Origin of the sequence: Cryobacterium sp. Hz7 (assembly GCF_004402815.1) — a bacterium.
Lineage (GTDB): Bacteria > Actinomycetota > Actinomycetes > Actinomycetales > Microbacteriaceae > Cryobacterium > Cryobacterium sandaracinum.
This window is the reverse complement of sequence record NZ_SOFB01000011.1, coordinates 85812-108568: the sequence shown is the minus strand read 5'-3', so window position 1 is coordinate 108568 and position 22757 is coordinate 85812. Positions and strand designations below refer to the sequence as shown.

Below are 22757 nucleotides of genomic sequence, written 5' to 3'. Positions count from 1 at the left end.
GCTCCTCGGTCTCGGACAGACTGCCGAAGTTGTGTCGAGGCGTGGCGAACAACCGCGCCGAGGGGAAGTCGACCTAACCTAGAAGTATGGTCAGATCACCTCTCACTCTAGCCGCGCTGGCCACTGCCGCCGTCCCCGGTCTCGACGTCGTCCAGGTGCGTCTGCACGGCACCGTCGCGCGTTCTCGAGGAGCCAGCGGCGCGTTCGAATCCGCACTGCTGATCGACCGCGACGACCGTGCCCTCATCATCCGGGTCCCCGCCTCGCAGGCCGCCGAAACCGAGCAGTCCGCCGATCTGGTAGCCCTGCGCGCGCTCACCGTCGGCAACCGCAGCCGGCTCCCCTTCGACGTGCCGCAGTTCGTGGGCCAGGCGCCGCTCAGCGGCACCCGGGCCGTCGTCTACGAGTTTTTGGAGGGCGATTCCTTCGACGCGGATGCCCTCACCGGCCACGCGGGCGTGTCCGGTTCGATCGGCCGCGCCATCGCCGCGGTGCACTCACTGCCGACGGCCTTCGTCGGCACCGCCGGGTTATCTCAGCAGAGCGCTCAGGAATGCCGTACCGGAACCATCGCCTTGATCGACCGGGCGGCCACCACCGGCTACCTGCCCGCCGCGATCCTGCGCCGCTGGGAACAGGCCACCGACGACGACGGGCTCTGGCAGTTCGCGCCCTGCGTGGTGCACGGGTCGTTGTCGGCCGACTCGTTCCTGATCACCGACGACTCCGTCTCCGGGGTTCTCGGCTGGTCCGCCCTGAGCGTGGGCGACCCGGCCCGCGACCTGCACTGGCTGCTTTCCTCCCGCGGGGCGGCCGGCGAGACCGCCGTCGCGTCGTACGCGTCGGCCCGCCAGGGCAACGACCCGAGGATCACGCAGCGCGCGATGCTCTACGCCGAGCTGGAGCTGGCCCGCTGGCTGCTGCACGGCACGGACACGCGCAGCCAGGGGATCGTAGACGACGCCGTGGCCATGCTCGACGGTCTGGTGGACAACGTGCACCAGGCTACGTCGCATCCGTTGTCACCGGCCACCGGCCCGATCCTCGATGTTGCCGGGGTGGAGAGCATGCTCAAGTCCACACCGCGCGGCATCCCCCGCCGCGACCTGGGTGGTTCCATGCACACCGACGCCTACAACCTGTCGGAGTTCGGCGGCGAGTTCGAGGACGACGACGAGGCCGGCTCCGGTTCGGGTCCAGGCTCGTCGTCATCGTCATCGGCCGACGATGCCACCACCGGCGCGCTCGACACCGTGGGCGATACCGCCTTCAATCGAACGGACGACCAGGCCCGCACCAGGTCCTCCTCGGAGTAGAGCCGGTCCGGGGCGACGATCGTGTCGTCCGCGACGAAGTAGAACACCGCGTCGACGATCTCCGGGTCGATGCCCTTCCAGCGCGCATAGGCGAGCCGGTACAGGGCCAGCTGGGTCTGCTTGAGCTCGAGGTCCGCGGCGCTCGAAGGCGCCCGGCCGGTCTTCCAGTCGACGACCTGGTAGCCCGTCTCGGTGCGGTAGACCGCGTCGAGCTTGCACACGAAGACCTGCCCGGCCAGCACGTGGTGGATCTCGATCTCGACCTCTTCGGGCTGCACCGACGCCCACGGCGAGTGCTCGAAGGTGCGCTGCAGCCGTTCGAGCTGGGCCTGCTCCAGCGGCTGGTTCTGGTCGAGGTCGAGGTCGAGGTCGAGGTCGTCGCTGCCCTGGTCACCGAGGTCCAGTTCGCTCTCGTCCGCGTCGATCAGGTCGCCGCCCGACGCCCCGCCGGCGCGCTGTTCCACCCAGGAGTGGAACAGGGTGCCCAGCCGGGTGGCCCGGTACGGTCGCTCGGGCATGGGGCGGCGCAGGGCGGCGGCCACCCCCACCGGGTCGTCGATGTAGTCCTTGAACCGGGAAGCCGGAATGCGCGTGGGCAGCGGGACGGCGCCCGCGCCGGCGAGGCGCAGCATCCGTTCCTCGAGCAGCAGGGTGACCGCGTGGGACCACCGTGTGTCGCGTTCGCTCTGCGCTTCGGCGCGCACCCGGGCGGCCGCGGCCTCGACGAGGGGCCGCCGCGTGCCGAGCGGGTCGAAGGGCCAGTGCTCGTCGACGCCCTCCCCGGTGTCGGGTTTCTCGTCGTGCTCGCTGCCCTCCGGCAGCGCGGCGATCAGCCCGGCCTCGGCGAGCTCTTCGAGGTACCGACTGGGGGCGCGCACGGTGCTGCCGCCGCCCCAGTACGATCCGGTGAGCAGCAGCTCCTCCTGGGCGCGGGTCGTGGCCACATAGATCAGGCGCCGCTCCTCGTCGTCGTGGCGGGCGGCGAGCTGCTCTTTGTAAGCTTGAAATTCTGTGTCGAACGACAGCTGGGTCTCATGCTCCTGCCAGGCGAGCTCGGGCAGCTCGGCCCGGTCGCCGCGGAACGGGTAGGGCAGCTCGCCGAACTTCAGCCAGCCGGCCCCGTCCCGGGTCTGAGCCGGCAGGCTCTTCTCGGTCAGGTTGGGGATGGCCACATAGTCCCACTCGAGCCCCTTGGCCCCGTGGATGGTGAGCAGTTGCACGGTGCCGCTCTCGCCCGGCTCGATCCGCGGGCCCAGGTCGTCGAAGGCGGCGGCCCTGCCCAGCCAGCGCAGGAAACCGGCGAGGCTGCCGACCTCGTCGCTGGCAAGGAAGGCGGAGACCGTGTCGTGGAAAGCGTAGAGGTTCGCGAGGCCCAGGCCGTTGGCCTCGTTGGCGACAAGTTCCACGTCGAGCAGGAGCTCCTGCTCGATCAGCCGCACGAAGTCCAGCAGCGGCAGGCCGGCCCGCGCGCGCAGCCAGGCCAGCTGGCGGCCGGCGGCCCGCACCCGGGCCCGGCCGGTGTCGCTGAAGCCCGCGAGCTGCCCGTGGGTCTCGGGGGCGGCAGCCACGAAGTCGAGGGCGTCGACGAGCGACGCGCCCTCGTCGACGGCGACGGATGCCCGCATCTTGTCTTTGAGTTCCTGTGTCACCGCCTGCTGGGCCCAGTCGTGTGCCGCCAGCCAGCGCGCCACGGCCGCGAGGTGCTGCAGGTCGCGGGGGCCGACCCGGTAGCGACCGCTGGCGAGCAGTCGCACCAGTTCGCTGCCGGCGGCGGGATCGTGCACGACCCGCAGCACGCAGATGACGTCGGTGACCTCCGGGGTGGAGAGCAGGCCGCCGAGGCCGAGCACGTGGGCGCGGACGCCTTGCTCCCGCAGCACCTCGGCGAAGAACTCCATCTCGCGCCGGGCCCGGAAGAGCATCGCGCCGGACTTGTCAGTGCCGCTGGTGAGGCGCGTGGCGAACCAGTCCGCCACGACCCGGGCCTCGTCGGCGATGGTCTCCAGCATCGACGCCTCGACCCGCCCGTTCGCCTTACCGGTCGGCACCGCGAGGGTGTCGACCTGGATGCCGTCGGGCCGGGCCCGGAGCGCCTCGCTCAGCGGCGCCACCAGCGCGTTCGCGGTGTCGAGCACCGTGACCGGGTTGCGCCAGGTGACGGAGAGGCTCATCGACGGCGACTGGCGGTTGGAGAGTCCGGCGAAGCTCTGCGAGAAACCCAGCAGGTTCGCCGAGCTGGCCCCGCGCCAGCCGTAAATGGACTGGTGCGGGTCACCGACGGCCATCACCGGATGCCGGCTGAAGAGGGTGTGCAGCAGCTCGGTCTGCAGCACCGAGGTGTCCTGGTATTCGTCGAGCAGCACCACCCGGTACTGGTCGCGGTAGCGAGCGACGACCTGCAGGGTCTTCTGGCAGACCTGCAGGGCGAGAGCCACCTGGTCGGAGAACTCGATCAGCCCGAGCCGGCGCTTCTCCACTGCGAAGCGTTCGGCGAGCTCGAACAGAACCGGCAGCGGCTCCACCGCCGCGAGTGACTCGGCGACCGAGGCATACGGGATCTTTTTGCGCGGGTTGCCGTAGGGCAGGTCTCGCAGATAGCCGAAGCCGGCGGAGAGGCCGGTCAAGTCGTGCGGCGCGGCCGGAACGCCTGGAACAACGGGCGGGGGGTTCTCGGCGAGGGAACGGCTGAAGGCGAGCACGGCATCCGTCACCGCGTCGAGCTTCTTGCCGAAGGGTACGAGCCGGCTGTCGCCGTGCTCGATCACCACTCGGCGGGCCAGCAGCCAGGCGCTGGTCTCGCTGAGAAGCACCGACTCGGGTTCGCGCCCGAGGAGCAGGGCGTTGTCGGTGAACAGGCGGCTGGCGAACGAGTTGTACGTCGACACCGTGGGCATGTTGAACAGGTCGGAGGAATCGATCGTGACCACCCCCGCCGCGGGCGCCGGCGGCTTCGGCAGCAGCCCCTGCGCGTCGAGCTGGTCGATGCGGTCGCGGATGCGCTCGGACAGTTCGCCGGCGGCCTTGCGGGTGAAGGTGAGGCCGAGGATCTGGTCGGGCCGGGCGTGCCCGTTGGCGAGCAGCCAGAGCACCCGGTTGGCCATGGTCTCGGTCTTGCCGCTGCCGGCCCCAGCCACCACGAGGGTGGGCGTCAACGGCGCCTCGATCACGGCCTGCTGTTCATCCGTGGGGGGGAACATGCCCAGCGTCGCAGCGATCTGGCGGGCCGAGATGGGCGGCGGGGTGACGGACTGGTTCATGAGCTGACCTGCTTGATGACGTGGATTCGGCAGGACCCGTGCGAGCGCGGGTCGAGGCAGTGGGAACTGATTTCGGCGAGGAAGGTGGCGCCGCCCATGCCGGCGGCGTCCCAACCGACCCGACTGCGGAAGGCCGCAAGCTCCTCAGGGGTGAAGGTGGACTGGGTGGGATTGCGGTAATTCTGCTTGACCGTGCCGCTGGACACGATCAGGAGGCGAGCGCCGGCGAGCGGCATTCCGGCGGGGATGCCCTCGATGGCACCCTCGCTGAACGCGAGCTGGTAGGCGCCGAGCTGCGGATGCAGGGCCACCCCGGCGTCGCTGATCGGGTCGCCGCGGCCCGTCTTCAGGTCGACGATGACCGCCCGCCCGTCGCCGAGCCGCTCGACCCGGTCGACCGTGCCGGACAGCACGGCGCCGTCGACGTCGAGCTGGAAGGTGCCCTCCGCGCTGAGCAGGCTGCCACCGCCGTGTTCGAAGTCGAGCAGGTAGGAGGCGAGCCGGTCGGTCAGCGCGCGCGCCTCGACTTTCTGCACCCGGGACTGCCAGTCGGCGTCGAACTGAAGCTCACCCCAGCGCGCCTCGACGCCCTTCCAGAGCGCGTCGGGGCTATGAGTGGTGGAGTCCTCCATCACCTTGTGGATGATCGTGCCGAGGTTCGCGGCGGTGTTGGACGTGCCGCCGCCGACCTGCCCGATCACCCAGTGCAGCGGGCAGGTCTCGAAGGCCGCCATCCGCGACGGCGAGACGCGCACCGGGGCATCGCCGGCCTCCGGGTCGTTGAGCGGGCGCACGGTGCTGGGCTCGTTCAGGCCGTACCACTGGTCGGGGGCGGCACCGACCACGTTCTCCCGGGCCAGCCGGGCCAGGGTCGCTGCGGCATCCGTGGCCCGGCTCGCGGCCTCGTCGCCGTGGGCCGCAGTGCCCCGGGTCAGATCCCGGCGGAGCCGGCCCACCAGGCCGCGCAGGGAGAGCGGGTAGCGGCTGATGTCGCCGGGCTCCGGAGCCGTGCGCGGTGCGGGCTTCGGCAGCAGCCGTAAAAAGACCGACGGCTGGTTTTCCTCGTTGTCGATGGCAGTCACCAGCAGTTCGCTGCGGGCGCGGCTGGTCGCCTGGGCGAACATGCGCAGCTCGTCGTGCAGCACGGTGGTGCGGGCGCCGGCCTCCTCCGGGCGCCGGCCGGCGGCGAGCGCGGCCAGGTCGTCGGCTCCGAGCAGCGAACCACGGATGCGCAGGTCGGGCCAGACGTTCTCCTGCACTCCGGCGATGACGACGACGTCGAATTCGCGGCCGATCAGGCCGCTCGGGGTGGACACGATGACCGCGTCGCCCAGCGCGCGCGGGGCGAGGGTGTCTTCGGGCACGTCGGTGTCGACAAGGTGTTCGAGGAACAAAACCGGCGGGGCGGCCGGGGTGCGCTCCACGTAGCGCTGCGCGGCGGAGAAGAGCTCCACCACGGCGTCGAGGTTGTGGTTGGCCTCGTCGGCGACGATGCCCGTGCCGGTGGACTGGTCCTTCCACTCCCGGGCGAGGCCGCTTCGTTGCCAGAGACCCCAGAGCAGTTCCTCGATCGTGGCGCCGGCAGCGTATTCCACGGCGGCCGCCCGAAGGCTCTCCCCGCAGCTGGCGGCCCGGCGGGCCGTGCGGTTGTCGATGGCGGCGAACAGGCCGGGGTCGCCGAGGGCCTCCACCAGGAGCTCGTCGGCGGAGCGGTTCCGGTCACTGCTGAGTTCCTGTTGGCGCAGCGCGGCACGCAGGCGCCGCAGGGTGATCGGGTCGAGGCCGCCGAGCGGGCCGCGGAGCAGCAGGGTCGCCTCCTCGGGCCCCAGGGGTGTGCGGCCCAGGGTCACTTCGAGCGCAAGGATGAAGGCCCGCACGGCGTAATCGTCGCGGAGCGCGGTCTGCGCCGACGACACCTGGGTGGGCACCTCGAGCGCGGCGAGCCCCTTGGACAGGGCGGGCACGAGCGAGCCGCTGCGCACGACGACCGCCATCTGACCCCACGGAATGCCGCCGAGCACGTGCCGCTCCCGCAGCCGGCGGGCGATCACGGCGAGCTGGTCGGCGGGGCTGTCCGCGAGCATGGTCTGCACGGGGTTCGGCTCCCCGGCAGGCTCGGCCTGGTCCGCCTGCCCTTCGGGCTGGACTGCCTGCGCGGCCGGGTCAGCCACGCTGACGGCGAACCGTTGCCTGCCGGCCGAGGCCGCGCCGATCCGGTGCGTGAGACCCCGCACCACCCCGCGGATGGCCGCGTCGTGCCGGTACACCGTGCTGAGAACCAGGGTCGGCAGCACGGCGCCGGACAGGTACGCGCCCAGCCGGCCGAGGGCATCCGGGTGGGCGCCGTGGAAGGAACCGGTGCTGATATCGGGGTCGCCGAACGCAATGACGCCCACGCCGCGCGCCGCGAACTGGGCGAGGAGGGTCAGGTTGGCCTGGGTAAGTTCTTGCGCATCGTCGAGCAGGATCAGGCGCAGGCTGCCGAGCGAGCCGAGCGCCGCGGAACCGGCCGGGGCCCGGGCCACGATGGCCGCGGCGAACTGGGCCAGTTCGGTGGAGTCGTACTGGCCGGGGCGGGACTGGTCTTTCACGTCGTCGTAGCCGCGGATGAACTCGGCCGCGGCCACCCACTCCGGGCGCTGCTCGCTGCGGCCGAGAGCCGCGAGCGCCTCCGGGGTGACGCCGTATTCGACGGCGCGCATCATCAGGTCGCGCAGCTGCGTGCGGAACCCGCGCAGGCTGCGCACGTCGGCGCCGAGGCTGTCGGGCCAGTCCGGTGCGGCGTGCCGCGACTCAGGGTGTGACTCGATGTGCTGCGACCCGCCCTGCGCTTCGGCCTGCTGCGCTTCGGCGTGGTCCTGCCGGTGCCCCTCGAGCAGCTCCGCGATGATCTGGTCTTGTTCGCCGCCGGTGAGCAGGGTGGGAGCCGCGCCTCCCGCCCGGGCCAGGGCATCCCGCACGATCTGGAACGCGACCGAGTTCGCGGTGCGGGCCAGCGGGCCGTTGGTGGGCACGCCGAGGCGCAGCGCAAGCCGGTCACGCAGGGCCGTCGCTCCCGTGCGAGTGGGCACCAGCACAAGCACCTCGCTGGGCGAATACCCGTGGCCCCGCACGCACTCGGCGACGAGTTCGACCAGCGTGGTGGTCTTGCCGGTGCCGGGTGCGCCGATCACGGAGGCGCTGACTCCCGAGGTGTGGCGTCGACCACCGGGCAGGGCAGGCTGCGCTACCAGCGCAAGAACGGCGCGTTGCGAGTCGTCGAGAACGACCGTTTCTTGCTCGGTACGGAGCGGGAGTCCCAGGGTTGTCACGTTTTCAAACGTAACGGGTTGCGCCGACAGTGAACGATGTCGGCCCGGTGCGCGGTTCTGTCGTAATCTGGGCGCTTAGGCAACGAAAGGCGCATCTGGTGGATATCCGCATTGGCATCTTCAATTCTCCCCGTGAGATTGGCTTCGAGACCTCACAGCCCGCGAACGAGGTCGAGGAAACGGTCGCTGCCGCCCTCGCCGGGCAGACCGGGTACCTGAAGCTCTCCGACAGCAAGGGCAAGGTCTACATCGTTCCGACCGTCGGGCTCGCGTACGTGGAGCTGGGCTCCGAGGAGTCCCGCCGCGTCGGCTTCGTCGCCTGACCAACCGTGGAACTGCTCTTCATCGCCCTCGGCGGTGCGGTTCTGGGGATTGCCGCACGGTATGCCATTCCGGGGCGCCGCGCACACGGTGCAGTCCTCGTCCCGGCGATCGGCACCATGGTCGCGTCCGTCGTCTGGGTGGCGCTGAGCTGGCTCGGCGAGCCCTTGGACGGTGGCTGGATCTGGTGGGTCACCCTCGGGGTGACCGCACTGGCATCCGTCGCAGCCGACCTGGCCCTGGTGCGCACGCGCACCGCCGGCGACGAGCGGATGCTGCACACCCTGATGCGCGACGGGCACCCGGCCCGCGCGTGACGAAGGCTCCCCGTGCGGCCGGCGGTCAGGCGGTCAGGCCGAGTCCGTCCATGCGCCGCGTGTGCGCGGCGATGAGCTCAGTGAACACGGGTTCGATCCGGGACTCCGCTGCGGTGATGCCCTCCATCGGCAGAGCCGAGCGGGCGACCAGCAGGGTGTCCCCGACCAGGCGTCGTCCCCACAGGGCCAGGTGCGACCCGAGCGCCGGGGCGGCGCCGATGGCGGCCTTCAGGTGGGTGACGAGAACCTCCGTGCCGGCGTCCTGGCCGAGCAGGTGCGCCACCCGCGGGCCCACATCGCCGGGCAGCCCGTCGGACAGCCGGATGAAGAAGTCGTCGAGCAGTCCCCCGGCGAGATAGCAGCTGAGCAGCAGTTCGTTCCAGTCGGCGCCGGCCGTCTGCTCGCGGAACGCGTCGAGGTGGGGCGCGAACGGGGCCATCACCTCGGACGGCTCACCGCCGCGGCGGCGGATCTCGGCCACGAGCCCCTGGTGCTTGGCGAGGGCCCGGCCGGCGGCGACGCTCAGCGCCTCCTTCGCGGTGAGGTCCGGAGCGATCGCGATGGCCAGGGCGAGGTTCTCGAACATGCCGAGTTGGAAGTACGCCGCCTGGCCGAAGTAGGGCAGCAACTCCGGTGTGAAACCGGCGATGTCCATTTTCGTGGTCGACTGACGTGCCCGCCGCGCCGGTTGCCGGGGTGCCTCCACGCGCTTCTTGCGCCCATCGGTCCACATGATCACAGGCCCAGCTTAGAACAGTGTCGTGCCGCCACCGCGGGTTCCGGCCCATGCTGGGCGAATCGGCGCGTCCGGGTCCGGTATAAGAGACTTCACAGGGCCGCCCGATAGGCTGGGACCACGCTATCGGCATGGATCGATGGCCAGGTGCCCGAAGCAAAAGACGGGCGCATCCCGCTTCCAGCTAATGACAGGCAATAATTCGTGATTTTCTCCGAACTCAACATCGACCAGGACATGGTTCAGGCTCTCGCTGATAAAGGCATCATCGAGCCCTTCCCCATCCAGGTGCAGACCATCCCCCTCGCCCTGAGCGGCCAGGACATCATCGGCCAGGCCAAGACCGGCACCGGCAAGACCCTCGGCTTCGGCCTTCCGATCATTCAGCGACTCGGGCTCGACCCCGCACCCGGCGTGCAGGTACTCGTCGTCGTCCCGACCCGCGAGCTGTGCGTGCAGGTCTCCGAAGACCTCGAGATGGCTTCCAGCAACCGCAACACCAAGGTTGTCTCCATCTACGGCGGCAAGGCGTACGAAGGTCAGATTGAGGCGCTCAAGGCCGGCGCGCAGATCGTCGTCGGCACCCCCGGCCGGCTCCTCGACCTCGCCAGCCAGCGCCTGCTCAGCCTCGCCAACGTAAGCGAGATGGTGCTCGACGAGGCCGACAAGATGCTCGACCTCGGCTTCCTCGCCGACATCGAGAAGCTGTTCTCGCAGACGCCGTCCACCCGCCACACGATGCTGTTCTCGGCCACGATGCCGGGCCCGATCGTCGCTCTGGCGCGCCGGTTCATGAACCGCCCGATCCACATCCGTGCGTCCGACCCCGACGAGGGCCTGATGCAGGCCAACATCGAGCACCTGGTCTACCGCGCACACAACATGGACAAGGACGAGGTGATCGGCCGCATCCTGATGGCCGAGGGCCGCGGCAAGACCGTGATCTTCACCCGCACCAAGCGCGCCGCCGCCAAACTGGTCGAGGAGCTCGAAGATCGCGGCTTCAACGCCACGGCCGTGCACGGTGACCTCAACCAGGAACAGCGTGAACGCGCCATGGCCTCCTTCAAGGCCGGCAAGAAGGACATCCTGATCGCCACGGATGTCGCCGCACGCGGCATCGACGTGGACGACGTCACTCACGTGATCAACCACACCATCCCCGAGGACGAGAAGGCCTACCTGCATCGCGTAGGACGCACCGGCCGTGCGGGCAAGACCGGCATTGCGGTCACGTTCGTCGACTGGGACGACATGCACAAGTGGACGCTGATCAACAACGCGCTCGACTTCGGCACGCCGGTTCCGATGGAGACCTACTCGTCGTCGCCGCACCTCTACGCCGACCTGAACATCCCGGCCGGGTCGAAGGGTCGCCTCCGCGCCTCGCCCATCCGAGAGACCGCCGCCTCGGCCGCACGCACGGGTGGCGCAGGCCGCACCGGCGGCGCCGGCCGCTCCGACTCGGGCCGCTCTGACTTCGGCCGTTCCGGCGGGGGCCGCACCGGTGGCGACTCCTCGCGCTCGGGCGCCGGTCGCTCCGGCGCCGGTCACACCGACGCCGCACGCTCGGGCGCGAGCCACTCCGGCGAACTGGCCGGCAGCCGCCCGCCGCGCTCGCGCACCCGGGTCAGCGCGACCACCAACCCGGATGCCCCGGTCATCACCCCGGCCGCCGGCACTCACGACGGCGGCGGCGCCGAGCACCACGACGGCAACAGCGCCCCGCGGCGTCGAAGCCGCACGCGTCGCCACGCCCCGCAGGCCGGCACCCCCAGCTAGGCACCCCCTGCACGGCAGTTTCGGCCGTAAGCGCCTCCGCTTCGGCGGGGGCGCTTTTCGTTTGACTCCGCGGTGGCTCACGATAGGGCTCGCGGCGCATGGTAGACCGCGCGCCCGGTTCCCTAGGGTGGGCGGCGTCAGCCGTAGACGGGCGGCGAGCCCGTTCCCTGTCCGATGATGCGCTCGAGCACCTCGGGCGTCGTCGTGTTCTCGCCCAGGCGGTTCGGCTTGCCCTCGCCGTGGTAGTCGCTGGACCCGGTGACGAAGAGTCCGTACTTCTCGGCGAGCGCGTAGAGGTGGGCCTTCGCCTCGGGCCTGTTCTCACGGTGCTCGAGTTCGAGCCCGAAAAGGCCGGCCTCGGCCAACCGGGCCAGTTTCGCTTCAGGGATGACGTCGACCGCCCCGCGCGTCGCCGGGTGTGCGATGACCGGCACCCCACCGGCCGCGCGCACGAGGGTGATGGCCCGCAGCGGGTCCGGCGCGTAGTGGGGCTGGTAGTAGCCGGCCTCCCAGTGCAGGATTCCCGCGAAGGCCTCGCTCCGCGTGAGCGCGAACCCGCGGGCCACCAGTGCGTCGGCGATATGCGGGCGGCCGACCGTCGCATCCGGCGTGGTCTGTGCGAGCACGTCTTCCCAGGTCAGGGCGTAGTCGACGCCGATGCGCTCCACCATCTGCTCGGCGCGCACCAGCCGGGCCTGCCGCACCCGGGCGGTTTCGGCCACGATGCCGGCGTTGGAGGGGTCGAACAGGTACGCGAGCAGGTGCACGCTGGAGAAGCCCACCCGGGTGCTGAATTCCATGCCGGGGATGAGTGTGAGTCCGGCGGTGCGGGCGGCAACACCGGCCTCGGCCCAGCCGGCGGTCGAATCGTGGTCGGTCAGTGCGACCGTGCCCAGGCCGGCCGCGGCGGCGGCCCGCACGAGCTGCGACGGGGTCTCCGTGCCATCCGACACGCTCGAATGCGTGTGCAGGTCGATCGGACCGCGGAATCGTCGAGCACCAAGCATTCCCCCATGCTAGTTGTGCGACGGACCCGGACCGTCCCGCGGGGTTCCCAGCCGCCGCCATCGCCGACTCGCCCTCGGCCAGAACGCCGACATCGTCACCCTGCCGGAAACCACCGAGGCCACCGGTGAGGCCGTCGCCGAAGCCATGCGCGAGGGCGGACGTCCGATGTGGGTAGACACCATCGCCTTCGACCAGATCTCCAAGGCCCGCTCCACGACCCTAATGATCAGCTCCGACCTGGGCGACTACACGGTCAGCGACGAGGCCGGACCGGCGACCGGTGCGGGCGCCGTCGGCACCTGGCCGACTTTCGCGCCGGCCCTGCTCGGCTCGCCGATCGACCACGCGTTGGCCACCGCGAACTGGCAGGTGCAGGGCCTGCGCGTGATCAAGGCGGAAGACGGCGCAGGCAGCGATCACCGCCCGATCGTGGCCACCCTCGCCCAACCTCCTAGCTCAATGGGACAATGGGCCATGGCCACTTCCAGCGAAACCGCGATCACCCCTGCTCCCCGATCGAACGAGAACCGCTCCACCACCCCCGGTTCGGCCGGGTTCAAGGCGTACATCTCCAACGACTGGGCCGAGCGCACCGAAGAGCTACCGCTCGCCCGCGAGCAGGCGCGCTTCGCGGCCGCCCGCCGCGAACTCCTTTCCGCAATGCACCCCGGACAGCGTTTGATCATCCCCGCCGGTCGTCTCAAGCAACGCTCCAACGACACCGACTACGCGTTCCGCGCGCACTCGGCCTTTGCGCACCTCACCGGCTGGGGCAGCGACGCCGAGCCCGGCGCCGTGTTGGTGCTCGAACCCACAGCGACCGGTCACGACGCCACCCTCTACTTCCGAGAGCGGGCCGGCCGCGACTCGGACGAGTTCTACGCAAACCCCGATATCGGCGAATTCTGGATCGGCCCACGCCCCGGGGTCGCCCAGGTTGCCGCCGACCTCGGCGTGCCGGTGCGCGGCATCGCCGACCTTGCCCTGGTCATGAACACGATCGACACCGAGAGCCTCGTGCTGCGGGAGGCCGACCCGCTCTTCACCACCGAGGTCGACGAAGCCCGCCTCCGATTCGCGGCGGAGAAGGTGCTCACGACCGACGCCTCCGACTCGCCGTTCAGCCTCGAGATCAACGGCGACCATGCCGCCGACGAGCAGTTCGCCCGCGGCCTGTCGGAGCTGCGCCTGGTCAAGGACTCCTACGAGATCGCCCAGATGCGCCTCGCCGTCGCCGCCACGGCCCGCGGCTTCGAGGACATTATCCGGGACCTGCCCCGCTCGAGCACCCACCACCGCGGCGAACGGCTCGTTGAGGGCGTGTTCAACACCCGGGCCCGGTCCGACGGCAACGCGGTCGGCTACGACACGATCGCCGCGTCCGGCCCTCACGCCTGCATCCTGCACTGGACCCGCAACGATGGCGCCGTCGTGCCCGGCGACCTGATCCTGATCGACGCCGGCGTCGAGGTCGACAGCTACTACACCGCCGACATCACCCGCACCCTCCCGGTGAACGGCACCTTCACCGACGTGCAGCGCCGTGTCTACGACGCCGTGCGCGAGGCAGCGGATGCCGCGTTCGCCATGGCGCGTCCCGGCGCCGTGTTCCGCGACGTGCACGCCGCGGCGATGGCGGTCATCGCGCGCCGCACGGCCGAATGGGGCATGCTGCCCGTCACCGCCGAGGAAGCCCTGCTGCCCGACAACGGCCACCACCGCCGCTATATGGTGCACGGCACCAGCCACCACCTCGGCCTCGACGTGCACGACTGCGCGCAGGCGCGCCGCGAGATGTACATGGACGGCGTGATCGAGCCCGGAATGGTGTTCACGATCGAACCCGGCCTCTACTTTCAGCCCGACGACCTGACGGTGCCTGCGGAGTACCGCGGCATCGGCGTGCGGATCGAAGACGACATCCTGGTCACCGCGGACGGCCCGGAGAACCTGTCGGCCGGCATCCCCCGCACCGTCGAGGAGGTCGAGGCCTGGATCGCCGCCCTCACCACCTAAACCTGACCGCGGACTGTCAGGGCAGCGGATGCTGCGGAGCCGCGGGCGGCTCTTCGACGCGAGGGGGCTCCGACGGATGCGGCGGGGCCGGCACCGTCTGCTCGGCCTCAGCGAGCCCGGCGAGTAGGTTCCGGGCCCGATTGACCAGGGTGCCGTCGACGATCACCTGATAGGTACTGGCAATCACCTGCATGGTCGATGTGAAGTCGCGGCGACGTCGATTGAGCGCGGCACTGACGACCCCGAACAGCATGCCGAACCCGGCGCCGATCATCACCGCGGCGAATACGAACGGCAGGCCCGCGCCATCCGGCGAGAAGATGAAGAACAGCAGCCCGAAGAACACGCCCAGCCAGGCGCCGGAGGCCGCACCGGCGAGAGCGACGCGCCCCCAAGTGAGTTTGCCGGTGACCCGCTCGACGGTTTTGAGGTCGTTGCCGAGGATGGAGACCTGCTTCACCGGGAAGTCGGACTTCGCCAGAGTGTCCACAGCTTCCTGAGCCTCGCCATAGGTGGCGTATGTCGCGAGCACCTCCCCCTTGGGTAAAACGGGGAACAATGCGGCCCTGCGCCCGCCGAAGGGGTTCTGATTGCTCATGAGTCCATTCTTTCACAGGACCGATCTGCCCTGAAGGTGGCCTAGATTTGATCTGTGTCTGCCACCAGAGTCTTCGTTGCCCGTTTGGCCGGGTGTACCGTTTTCGACCCCGCGGGAGACCGTGTGGGCAAGGTCAGGGACGTGCTGGTGGTCTACCGAAAAAACGACCCGCCCCTCGTCGTCGGCCTGATCGTGGAGATCCCGGGCAAACGCCGCGTTTTCGTGTCCATCGGGCGCGTCACCAGCATCGGTTCGGGTCAGATCATCACCACCGGTCTGATCAACGTGCGCCGCTTCGAGCAGCGCGGCGGAGAGGTGCGCGTCATTGCCGAGATGCTCGGGCGCACGGTGGTCTTCAACGACGGTTCCGGTGAGGCGACCATCGAAGACGTCTCGATCGAGGAGCTCCCCCAGGGCGGTTGGGCGATCAGCCAGCTCTTCGTGCGCCGCCCCAAGATCAGCCTGTCCCTCTTCGCGAAGGGCGCCACGACCTTCACGGACTGGGCCGAGGTGCGCGAGCAGACCACCGAGGGCCAGGCCCAGTCGGCCGAGCAGCTCATCGCCACCTACTCCGACCTCAAGCCCGCCGACCTCGCGAATACCCTGCTCGACCTCCCGCCGGAGCGCATGCACGAGGTTGCCGGCGAGCTACCGGACGGCCGTCTCGCCGACGCCCTCGAGGAGATGCCGGAAAGTGAGCAGGTCAGCATCCTGACCCGGCTCGGCGACGCCCGCGCCGCCGACGTGCTCGACCACATGCAGCCCGACGACGCCGCCGACCTGATCGCGCAGCTGCCGGAAGAGCTCGGCGAACAGCTGCTCGACCTGATGGAGCCGGAGGAAGCGGACGACGTGCGCTTCCTGCTCACTTACGCCCCCGACACCGCCGGCGGCCTGATGACGACCGAACCAATCATCGTCTCGGCCGATGCCACGGTCGCGGAGGGGCTCGCGCTCATCCGTCGCCACGACCTGGCGCCAGCCCTCGGTGCGGCCATCTGCGTCACCCTCCCGCCCTACGAGCCGCCCACCGGCCGCTTCCTCGGCATGGTGCATTTCCAACGGATGCTGCGCTACCCGCCCCACGAACGCCTCGGCACACTGCTCGACCAGGGTCTTGATCCCGTCACCGCCGACACCTCGGCCGCGGAGGTCACCCGCATCCTCGCCAGCTATGACCTCGTCTCCGTGCCCGTGGTCGACGAGAACCACCGACTCGTCGGGGTGGTGACGATTGACGACGTCCTCGACTATCTGCTGCCCGACGACTGGCGCAGCCACGATGGCAACGACGACGTGCGCCGCCGGGCCGAGGCCCGCACCGAACTGACCACGGGAAGCATCCCGCTGCACCACGGACGGAGGACCGGCAATGGCCCGAGCTAACCGAGCGGATCTCCGCCTCGACTCCCCCAAGGGTGTGCGCACGCCCGCCCTCGGCCGCAAGCGTCGGCGTAGCCGCGACCGCCCCAGCCGCGACCGCTTCGGCCGGTTCACCGAGGCCATCGCCCGCGGCATGGGCACGCCGTGGTTCCTGCTCGGGCTGACGTTCTTCGCCGTCAGCTGGATCGCCTGGAACACGCTCGCACCGGTGCAGTGGCGCTTCGACTCCGTGTCGCTCGGCTTCATCGCACTGACCCTGGTCTTGTCGATGCAGGCCTCCTACGCGGCCCCGATGATCCTGCTGGCGCAGAACCGCCAGGACGACCGAGACCGGGTGCAGTTCGAACAGGACCGGCAGCGCGCCGAACGCAACCTGGCCGACACCGAATACCTCGCCCGGGAGGTGGTGGCGCTACGCCTCGGCATGAAGGACCTCGCCTCCCGCGATTTCCTCCGCTCCGAGCTGCGCGCCCTTCTCGACAACCTGGAAGAGCGCGAAGACCCGGACAAGCAGACCCGTAAACGCCTCCGCAAGGGCGACCGCGAGCGAGACCGCGACCGCGAGGAGCGATCGCCCAGTGCCTGAGCCCCTCTTTTCCGCCGACCAGGTGCTCACCGCCCTGGCCCGGGTGATCGACCCGGAGATCCGCAAGCCGATCACCGACCTCGACATGGTCGCCGGGGTGCGGATCGTCGACGGCCGCGCCCTCGTGGGGATCCGTCTCACCATCGCCGGCTGCCCGGCGGCCCGGCAGATCGAGCGCGATGTGTTGCGCGCCGTGGAGTCCGTGGCCGGCCCCGGCAACGTGACCGTGGATGTGAGCGTGATGACGCGCGAGCAGCGCCGAGCGATGACGGAGAAGCTGCGCGGCGGCAAGGAAGCCCGCAGCAACCAATTCGGCCCGGACTCGCTCACCCGGGTCTACGCCATCACCAGCGGCAAGGGCGGGGTCGGCAAGTCCACAATCACCGCGAATTTGGCCGTGGCCCTGGCCGAGCGCGGCCTGCGGGTCGGCATCGTCGACGCGGATGTCTACGGGTTCTCCATTCCCGGACTCCTCGGCCTGGTCACCCCGCCTTCCCCCGAGACGGGCAAGTCCGCCGCGGTCAAGCCGACCCAGGTCGGCGAGATGATCCTGCCGCCGATCGCCTTCGACGTGAAGGTCATCTCGATCGGCATGTTCGTGGAGGACGGCTCCGTCGCGGTTGCCTGGCGCGGGCCGATGCTGCACCGCGCGATCACCCAGTTCCTCACCGACGTTTACTTCGGCGACCTGGACATCCTGCTGCTGGACCTGCCGCCGGGCACCGGCGACGTGGCCATCTCGGTCGGGCAGCTTTTGCCCCAGGCCGAGGTTATCGTCGTCACCACCCCGCAACCGGCCGCCGCCGACATCGCCGAACGCAGCGGTGTCGTGGCCCGGCAGACCGGCCAGACCATCTACGGCGTGATCGAGAACATGGCCGGGATCGTGCAGCCCGACGGCACGGTGCTGGAGCTGTTCGGTTCCGGGGGTGGCGCCGAGGTCGCGCGCCGGCTCGGCGCCGGGCACGGGCTCCCCGTACCGTTGCTCGCCCAGGTTCCCCTCAGCGTGCCGCTCCGCAGTGGCGGGGACACCGGGGTGCCCGTGGTGCACGGCGACCCGACCGACCCCGCGGCCGTGGCCATCCGTTTGGTTGCCGACCGCCTCGCCACCCGGGCGCGCGGCCTCTCCGGATTGAGCCTCGGCATCACCCCAAAGTAGCGTCGCCGCACCGGCGCCGCGGCGGAGCGCACGCGCCGCCCCCACCTAGACTTTCGGCATGCCTGCCTCCCCCCTCGACCCTGCCGGGATCACGACTCTCACCCGCTCCATACGTTCCACGACGGGAGCCACGGTCACCGTGATCGCGCCCTTCACCGGGGAGGTGCTGCACGAGCTGCCCGTCAGCGGGCTGCCCGACGTGCAGGCGGCCTACGCGCAGGCGCGCCTGGCCCAGCTGGCCTGGGTGCGGGCCGGGTTCGCACGGCGCCGAGCGATCCTGTTGCGCGCGCACGACCTGATCCTCGAGCGACGCGGGCTGCTGCAGGACACCGTGCAGGCGGAGACCGGCAAGACCCGCGGCCAGGCCTTCGAGGAGGTCTTCCAGGCCGCTGGCGTCACCCGCTTCAATGCCCTCGCCGCGCCGCGCGTGCTGCGCGGCGGGCGCCGCCACTCCGCGATCCCGCTCGTCATCACGGCCACTGTGCGCTACCGGCCCAAGGGCATCGCGGGCGTGATCACCCCGTGGAACTACCCGCTCAGCCTCGCCGCCATGGATGTCGTGCCGGCCCTCGCCGCCGGCTGCGGCGTGGTGCAGAAGGCCGACGACCAGGGTGCGCTGAGCATCCTCTCGTTGCGTCAGGCATTCATCGACGCCGGCGTGCCCGAGCAGCTCTGGGCCGTGGTCGTCGGCGACGGCGCGGAGATCGGCGGGGCGGTCACCGCGGAGGCCGACTACGTCTGCTTCACCGGGTCGACCGCGACGGGCAAGCGGGTGGCGGCGCAGGCGGCCGGCAACCTCACCGGCGTCTCGCTCGAGCTGGGCGGCAAGAACCCGCTGATCGTGCTTGACGACGCCGACCCGGCCCGCGCGGCCGCCGACGCGGCCCCGGCCTGCTTCACGGCGATGGGCCAGCTCTGCGTGTCGATTGAGCGCATCTTCGTGCAGCGAGGTGTGGCCGACGCGTTCCTGCACGAATTCGTGGCCGTCACCCGGTCGCTCCGGCTCGGCGCCGACTACGACTACACGACGGACGTCGGTTCCCTCACCTCGCAGGCCCAGCTGGACCGGGTGAGCGCGCAGGTGGCCGACGCGGTCGCCCACGGCGCCACGGTCGAGGTCGGGGGCCGTGCCCGCCCCGACCTGGGACCGTTCTTCTACGAACCCACCGTGCTGACCGGGGTCACCCCGGCGATGGAGTGCTTCGCCGGCGAAACGTTCGGCCCTGTGGTCGCGGTCACCGTGATCGACTCGGAGCAGGAGGCCATCCTGGCCGCCAACGACAGCGACTACGGGCTGAACGCGTCGGTGTTCTCCGGTTCCGTGCGGCGGGCTCTGCGCGTGGGCGGGGCCCTCGAGGCCGGCAGCGTGAACATCAACGAGGGCTATCGCGGGTCGTTCTCCTCGGTGGCGGCCCCGATGGGCGGCCTGAAGCAGTCCGGTCTCGGCCGACGCAACGGCCCGGAGGGACTGCTCAGGTTCGTGGACGCCGTCACCATCGCGCGTCCGACGGGTCTCGTGCAGCTGCCTCGCACCGGCCACGACTTCGAGCGGCTGGCCGGGCCGATGCTGCTGCTGGCGGCCGTGCTGAAGGGCATCCGCCGCCGCTGACCCCGGGCAGCAGAGCCGTGACCCGGCTCCGCGAACCCGGCTCAGACGAACAGTTTGGCCGACGCCGCCGCCTGCTGGGCCGCCTGCTGGGCCGCCTTCTCCGGCGCCAGCTTCGCCGCCTCCGCCTTGGTCGCCTTCTTCGCGTTCTTCTTGATCTTGGCCTTGCCCTTCGGCTTCGCCGTGGGCTTTCCCAGCGTGGTCGTGATGTCCGGCACTGGCCGGTTCAGCTCGCGCGGCGGGCGCTCGTACTCCGAGCCGGCGGGGCGAGTCGGAATGGTCACCTGGGGCGGCTCGCGATGCGTGTAGGGGACGATCGACAGCAGGTGGCTGATCATGTTGAGGCGCGCGGCCCGCTTGTCCTCGCTCTCGACGACCCACCATGGGGCCTCCGGCAGATCGGTGTGCACGAACATCTCGTCTTTGGCGCGGGAATAATCGACCCACTTCGTGATCGAGAAAAGGTCGGTCCCGGACAGCTTCCAGCGGCGCATCGGGTCGTTCAGCCGTGACCGGAACCGCCTCTCCTGCTCGGTGTCGGACACCGAGAACCAGTACTTGACGAGCAGAATGCCGTCTTCGACCAGCATCCGTTCGAAGAGGGGCGCCTGGTGCAGGAACCGGCGGTACTCGTCGGGGGTGCAGTACCCCATCACGTGTTCGACGCCGGCGCGGTTGTACCAGGAGCGGTCCATCAGCACGATCTCACCCGTGGAGGGCAGGTGTTCGATGTACCGCTGGAAGTACCACTGGCCGCGCTCGCGCTCGGTCGGCACCGGCAGGGCGACGATCCGGGCGACGCGGGGATTGAGGAACTCGCTGACCCGCTTGATCGCGGACCCCTTGCCGGCCGCGTCCCGGCCCTCGAAGATCACGACGATGCGGGCCCCGGACTCCTTGACCCATTCCTGCATGGCGACCAACTCGGTCTGCAGATTGCGTAACTCGGCGGAGTAGACGGGCAGCGGCACCCGCTTGGGCTTCGCGTGGGTGTTCGACGGCTTCGACACGGTCACACTCCTCAGATACGTGGGTTCAGCGTAGCGTGCACGCATCGCCCGTATGGCCCGGCCTGCATATTCTGGTGCGCACTGCGCCGCTCACCGCCCGGCCCTCGGCCTCAGCCTCGGGTGGCACATACACCTGTTCGACCCCGGCACGCATTTCTCCTGCTCGAGAATCATCGCCGACGATCTATCGCCCGCCGTCGGACAGGCCGTCGCCTTTTCCCGGCTGGGCGACGACCGAGTGGCCGTGGCGGACACCGGCGAGGGTGCGGCCAACCAGGGGACCTTTCGCGCATCGCTCTTTCCGGCCGGGCGCCTGATCGTGGTCGACGAGGACTTCTCGTCATTCGGGCTGTCCGGCGAGGTCATCGCAGCGGTCGGGAACACGATCCGAGCGCACTCGGACCGTGTCGCGGGCCTACGTGCCCGACCTGCCCGACCTGCCCAACGTACCCGTTCCCGACGTCCGCCAGCTCGAATACGCCGCGTCCGGTGTGCTCGTCACCTGGTTCGTTTGGCCGCGTGGCTTCGTGGCTGCGTGGCTAAGTGGCTAAGTGGCTTCGGAGTCGAAGGGCGCCGGCAGCGTGGCGGCCTCCCTGGCGCGCTTGCGTTGCAGATAGGCGCCGTCGGGGTTCGGCACCGCCCGCGACACGGTCGCCGATTGGCCTTTCAGCTCGTCTTCGTCGGTGAGAGCTTCACGGATGATGCGGCGCGGGTCATACTGACGCGGGTCGAGTTTCTTCCAGTCGACGTCGTCGAAATCCGGGCCCATCTCGTCCCGCATCCGGTCTTTGGCCCCGTTGGCCAGGTTGCGGAGCTGCTTCACGAGACGGGCGAGCTGGGCGGCATAGTGGGGAAGCCGTTCGGGTCCGAGCAGGAAGACGGCGACAATCCCGATCAGTAATATCTTCTCGAAGGTCAAACCGAACATTCCCCCAGAATAACCCCCGGCGAGGCCTCCCCGGACCATGCCCGGCCCCCCTTAGGCTTGACCCATTCATCTACTGGAGTTGCGCTGTGTCTGACAAAGATCTGAACTGGAAATTCTCCGACGACTCAGTCGTGGAGTCCGACGCTGTGGCGCGGGCCAGACAGCAGTCCCTCGAACTCGGAATCGACGCGATTTCTCCGGCGGTCGGCGCTCAATCGGCCGTGATCGCGGCCGCCACCGGGGCCCGGAGCATTCTCGAGGTCGGCACCGGTGCCGGCGTCTCCGGCATCTGGCTGCTCACCGGCGCCCCCGGCGCCACCCTCACCTCGATCGACACCGAGGTCGACCACCAGCAGCACGCCAAAGCCAACTTCGCCGAAGCCGGCATCCCCGCGAACCGGGTACGCCTGATCACGGGCCGGGCAGCGGATGTACTGCCGCGCATGAACGAGAACTCCTACGACATTGTGTTCGTCGACGCCGATCCGCAGTGTGTGATCGAGTATGTCGAGCATGCTCTGCGCCTGGCCCGCCCGGGCGGAACCGTGCTCGTGGCCCACGCGCTCTGGCGCGGCCGCGTGGCCAACCCGGCCCAGCGCGACGATGTGGCGACCGGCTTCCGCACCCTGTTGACCGTCATCGCCTCGTCCACCGCAGTCATCAGTGCCCTCTCCCCTGTGGGCGACGGCCTGCTGCAGATCACCAAGCTCCGCGCCTAGACGGTCGAGCACACCCTCCGGTGGTCGAGCCGATCGGTGGTCGAGTCTGTCGGTCGTCGAGCCTGTCGGTCGTCGAGCCTGTCGAGACCCGGTGCGCCGGCTCCGGAGGCCCACACACCGGCATCCGTTGTCGCCGCCCGCGCTAACGGATGCCCCGGGCCGGGTTCGGAAGATGGCCCGCCTGGTTTCGACGACCTCGACCACCGGGCTCAGGTCGCTCGCGGCCGGGGATTTAAGCTGACGTCGGTCGAGCCGGCCGAGACCGGTGACCCGATCCCGGGGACTCACCCTGACGTTGGTCGAGCCTGCCGAGGCCGAGACCGTGCCCGTGCCCGGTTGGCCGGGTTCCCTTCCGCGGCCCGCCAGGTGCGGGTCGGGTCGAAGCAGTAGGGTGCCCTGACTTCGGGTATGCCCCGGATCATGCGGATGTCCCAGCCGGAGGTGTCAATGCTGTGGTGGTGGTACCAGCACAGGAGGACCCCGTTGTCGATCTCGGTTTTTCCGCCGCGGTGCCAGGGGATCACGTGGTGTACTTCGCACCAGGCGGCGGGCACGGTGCAGCCGGGAATGANGACGCCCTCATCGCCCTCGCCATGCTCAGCCTCGGCGGCCACAAACCAGTGCTCCCCGGCCGGGTTTAACCCACAGAAGCAGCAGGAGAGCCAGAATCTCCGTCGAATTGGTTCGCCGCCTCTCATCTAGTC

The 22757-nt window shown here is 70.0% G+C and carries 18 protein-coding genes and 1 pseudogene; 11 read left to right on the top strand and 8 right to left on the bottom strand.

Annotated features, from left to right (window positions below; all coding sequences use genetic code 11):
- Positions 1-86 precede the first annotated feature (86 nt).
- Positions 87-848: pseudogene (locus E3N86_RS17225) on the top strand (phosphotransferase); the annotation flags it as partial.
- Positions 849-1132: 284 nt separating this feature from the next.
- Here E3N86_RS17225 and E3N86_RS02525 read toward each other — a convergent pair.
- Positions 1133-4573 carry an ATP-dependent DNA helicase gene (locus tag E3N86_RS02525; protein ID WP_134511261.1) on the bottom strand — a complete coding sequence of 1147 codons (3441 nt, stop codon included), beginning with the start codon at positions 4571-4573 and terminating at the stop codon, positions 1133-1135.
- Positions 4570-7884 (bottom strand): ATP-dependent DNA helicase, encoded by a 3315-nt coding sequence (locus E3N86_RS02520; RefSeq protein ID WP_134374686.1) that lies wholly within the window; start codon positions 7882-7884, stop codon positions 4570-4572. Before E3N86_RS02520 ends, E3N86_RS02525 begins: the two co-directional genes overlap by 4 nt.
- A gap of 98 nt (positions 7885-7982) precedes the next feature.
- Between E3N86_RS02520 and E3N86_RS02515 the strand changes: the two genes are divergently transcribed.
- Positions 7983-8207, top strand: a complete 225-nt coding sequence (locus tag E3N86_RS02515) for a DUF3107 domain-containing protein (protein WP_104101050.1) — start codon at positions 7983-7985, stop codon at positions 8205-8207.
- A 6-nt stretch (positions 8208-8213) separates the two neighbouring features.
- On the top strand, positions 8214-8522 hold the full coding sequence (locus E3N86_RS02510) for a hypothetical protein (protein WP_134511260.1): 309 nt from the start codon (positions 8214-8216) through the stop codon (positions 8520-8522).
- Between the two features lie 25 nt (positions 8523-8547).
- Here E3N86_RS02510 and E3N86_RS02505 read toward each other — a convergent pair whose 3' ends face one another.
- The gene (locus tag E3N86_RS02505) at positions 8548-9255 is read right to left on the bottom strand and encodes a ferritin-like fold-containing protein (protein WP_241976719.1); all 708 of its coding nucleotides are present in this window, start codon (positions 9253-9255) and stop codon (positions 8548-8550) included.
- Positions 9256-9462: 207 nt separating this feature from the next.
- Between E3N86_RS02505 and E3N86_RS02500 the strand changes: the two genes are divergently transcribed.
- Positions 9463-11040: a DEAD/DEAH box helicase gene (locus E3N86_RS02500; RefSeq protein ID WP_134511259.1), complete on the top strand. Its 1578-nt coding sequence runs from the start codon at positions 9463-9465 to the stop codon at positions 11038-11040.
- Between the two features lie 137 nt (positions 11041-11177).
- Here E3N86_RS02500 and E3N86_RS02495 read toward each other — a convergent pair whose 3' ends face one another.
- Positions 11178-12047 (bottom strand): PHP domain-containing protein, encoded by an 870-nt coding sequence (locus E3N86_RS02495; RefSeq protein WP_104101046.1) that lies wholly within the window; start codon positions 12045-12047, stop codon positions 11178-11180.
- A 460-nt stretch (positions 12048-12507) separates the two neighbouring features.
- Between E3N86_RS02495 and E3N86_RS02490 the strand changes: the two genes are divergently transcribed.
- The gene (locus E3N86_RS02490; RefSeq protein ID WP_166784986.1) at positions 12508-14064 is read left to right on the top strand and encodes an aminopeptidase P family protein; all 1557 of its coding nucleotides are present in this window, start codon (positions 12508-12510) and stop codon (positions 14062-14064) included.
- 16 nt (positions 14065-14080) lie between these two features.
- Here E3N86_RS02490 and E3N86_RS02485 read toward each other — a convergent pair whose 3' ends face one another.
- On the bottom strand, positions 14081-14662 hold the full coding sequence (locus E3N86_RS02485) for a general stress protein (RefSeq protein ID WP_104101043.1): 582 nt from the start codon (positions 14660-14662) through the stop codon (positions 14081-14083).
- 54 nt (positions 14663-14716) lie between these two features.
- On the opposite strand from E3N86_RS02485, the gene E3N86_RS02480 reads away from it, so the two are divergent.
- The 4 genes from E3N86_RS02480 to E3N86_RS02465 are packed head-to-tail and all read left to right on the top strand — an operon-like array spanning position 14717 to position 19399.
- Positions 14717-16048 (top strand): magnesium transporter MgtE N-terminal domain-containing protein, encoded by a 1332-nt coding sequence (locus E3N86_RS02480; protein ID WP_134511258.1) that lies wholly within the window; start codon positions 14717-14719, stop codon positions 16046-16048.
- A complete protein-coding gene (locus tag E3N86_RS02475) occupies positions 16035-16631 on the top strand; it encodes a DUF1003 domain-containing protein (RefSeq protein ID WP_104101041.1) in 597 nt (198 codons plus the stop codon). The genes E3N86_RS02480 and E3N86_RS02475 overlap by 14 nt, the downstream gene beginning before the upstream one ends.
- Complete coding sequence (locus tag E3N86_RS02470; protein WP_134511257.1) at positions 16624-17790, top strand: Mrp/NBP35 family ATP-binding protein; 1167 nt, start codon at positions 16624-16626, stop codon at positions 17788-17790. The genes E3N86_RS02475 and E3N86_RS02470 overlap by 8 nt, the downstream gene beginning before the upstream one ends.
- A gap of 58 nt (positions 17791-17848) precedes the next feature.
- Complete coding sequence (locus E3N86_RS02465) at positions 17849-19399, top strand: succinic semialdehyde dehydrogenase (RefSeq protein ID WP_104101039.1); 1551 nt, start codon at positions 17849-17851, stop codon at positions 19397-19399.
- 41 nt (positions 19400-19440) lie between these two features.
- On the opposite strand, the gene ppk2 is transcribed toward E3N86_RS02465, so the two are convergent.
- The gene (gene ppk2 / locus E3N86_RS02460; protein ID WP_369827975.1) at positions 19441-20310 is read right to left on the bottom strand and encodes a polyphosphate kinase 2; all 870 of its coding nucleotides are present in this window, start codon (positions 20308-20310) and stop codon (positions 19441-19443) included.
- A gap of 500 nt (positions 20311-20810) precedes the next feature.
- Here ppk2 and E3N86_RS16655 point away from each other — a divergent pair, with 500 nt between their 5' ends.
- A complete protein-coding gene (locus E3N86_RS16655; protein WP_166784980.1) occupies positions 20811-20957 on the top strand; it encodes a hypothetical protein in 147 nt (48 codons plus the stop codon).
- Here the strand turns inward: E3N86_RS16655 and E3N86_RS02450 are convergent.
- Positions 20954-21334, bottom strand: coding sequence for a Sec-independent protein translocase TatB (locus E3N86_RS02450; protein WP_104101037.1), 381 nt, complete (start codon positions 21332-21334; stop codon positions 20954-20956). The two genes, E3N86_RS16655 and E3N86_RS02450, sit on opposite strands and share 4 nt — an antisense overlap.
- Before the next feature lie 86 nt (positions 21335-21420).
- Between E3N86_RS02450 and E3N86_RS02445 the strand changes: the two genes are divergently transcribed.
- On the top strand, positions 21421-22053 hold the full coding sequence (locus E3N86_RS02445) for an O-methyltransferase (protein ID WP_104101036.1): 633 nt from the start codon (positions 21421-21423) through the stop codon (positions 22051-22053).
- A 284-nt stretch (positions 22054-22337) separates the two neighbouring features.
- Here E3N86_RS02445 and E3N86_RS02440 read toward each other — a convergent pair whose 3' ends face one another.
- Positions 22338-22667: an HNH endonuclease signature motif containing protein gene (locus E3N86_RS02440; protein ID WP_241985919.1), complete on the bottom strand. Its 330-nt coding sequence runs from the start codon at positions 22665-22667 to the stop codon at positions 22338-22340.
- Positions 22668-22757: the final 90 nt, after the last annotated feature.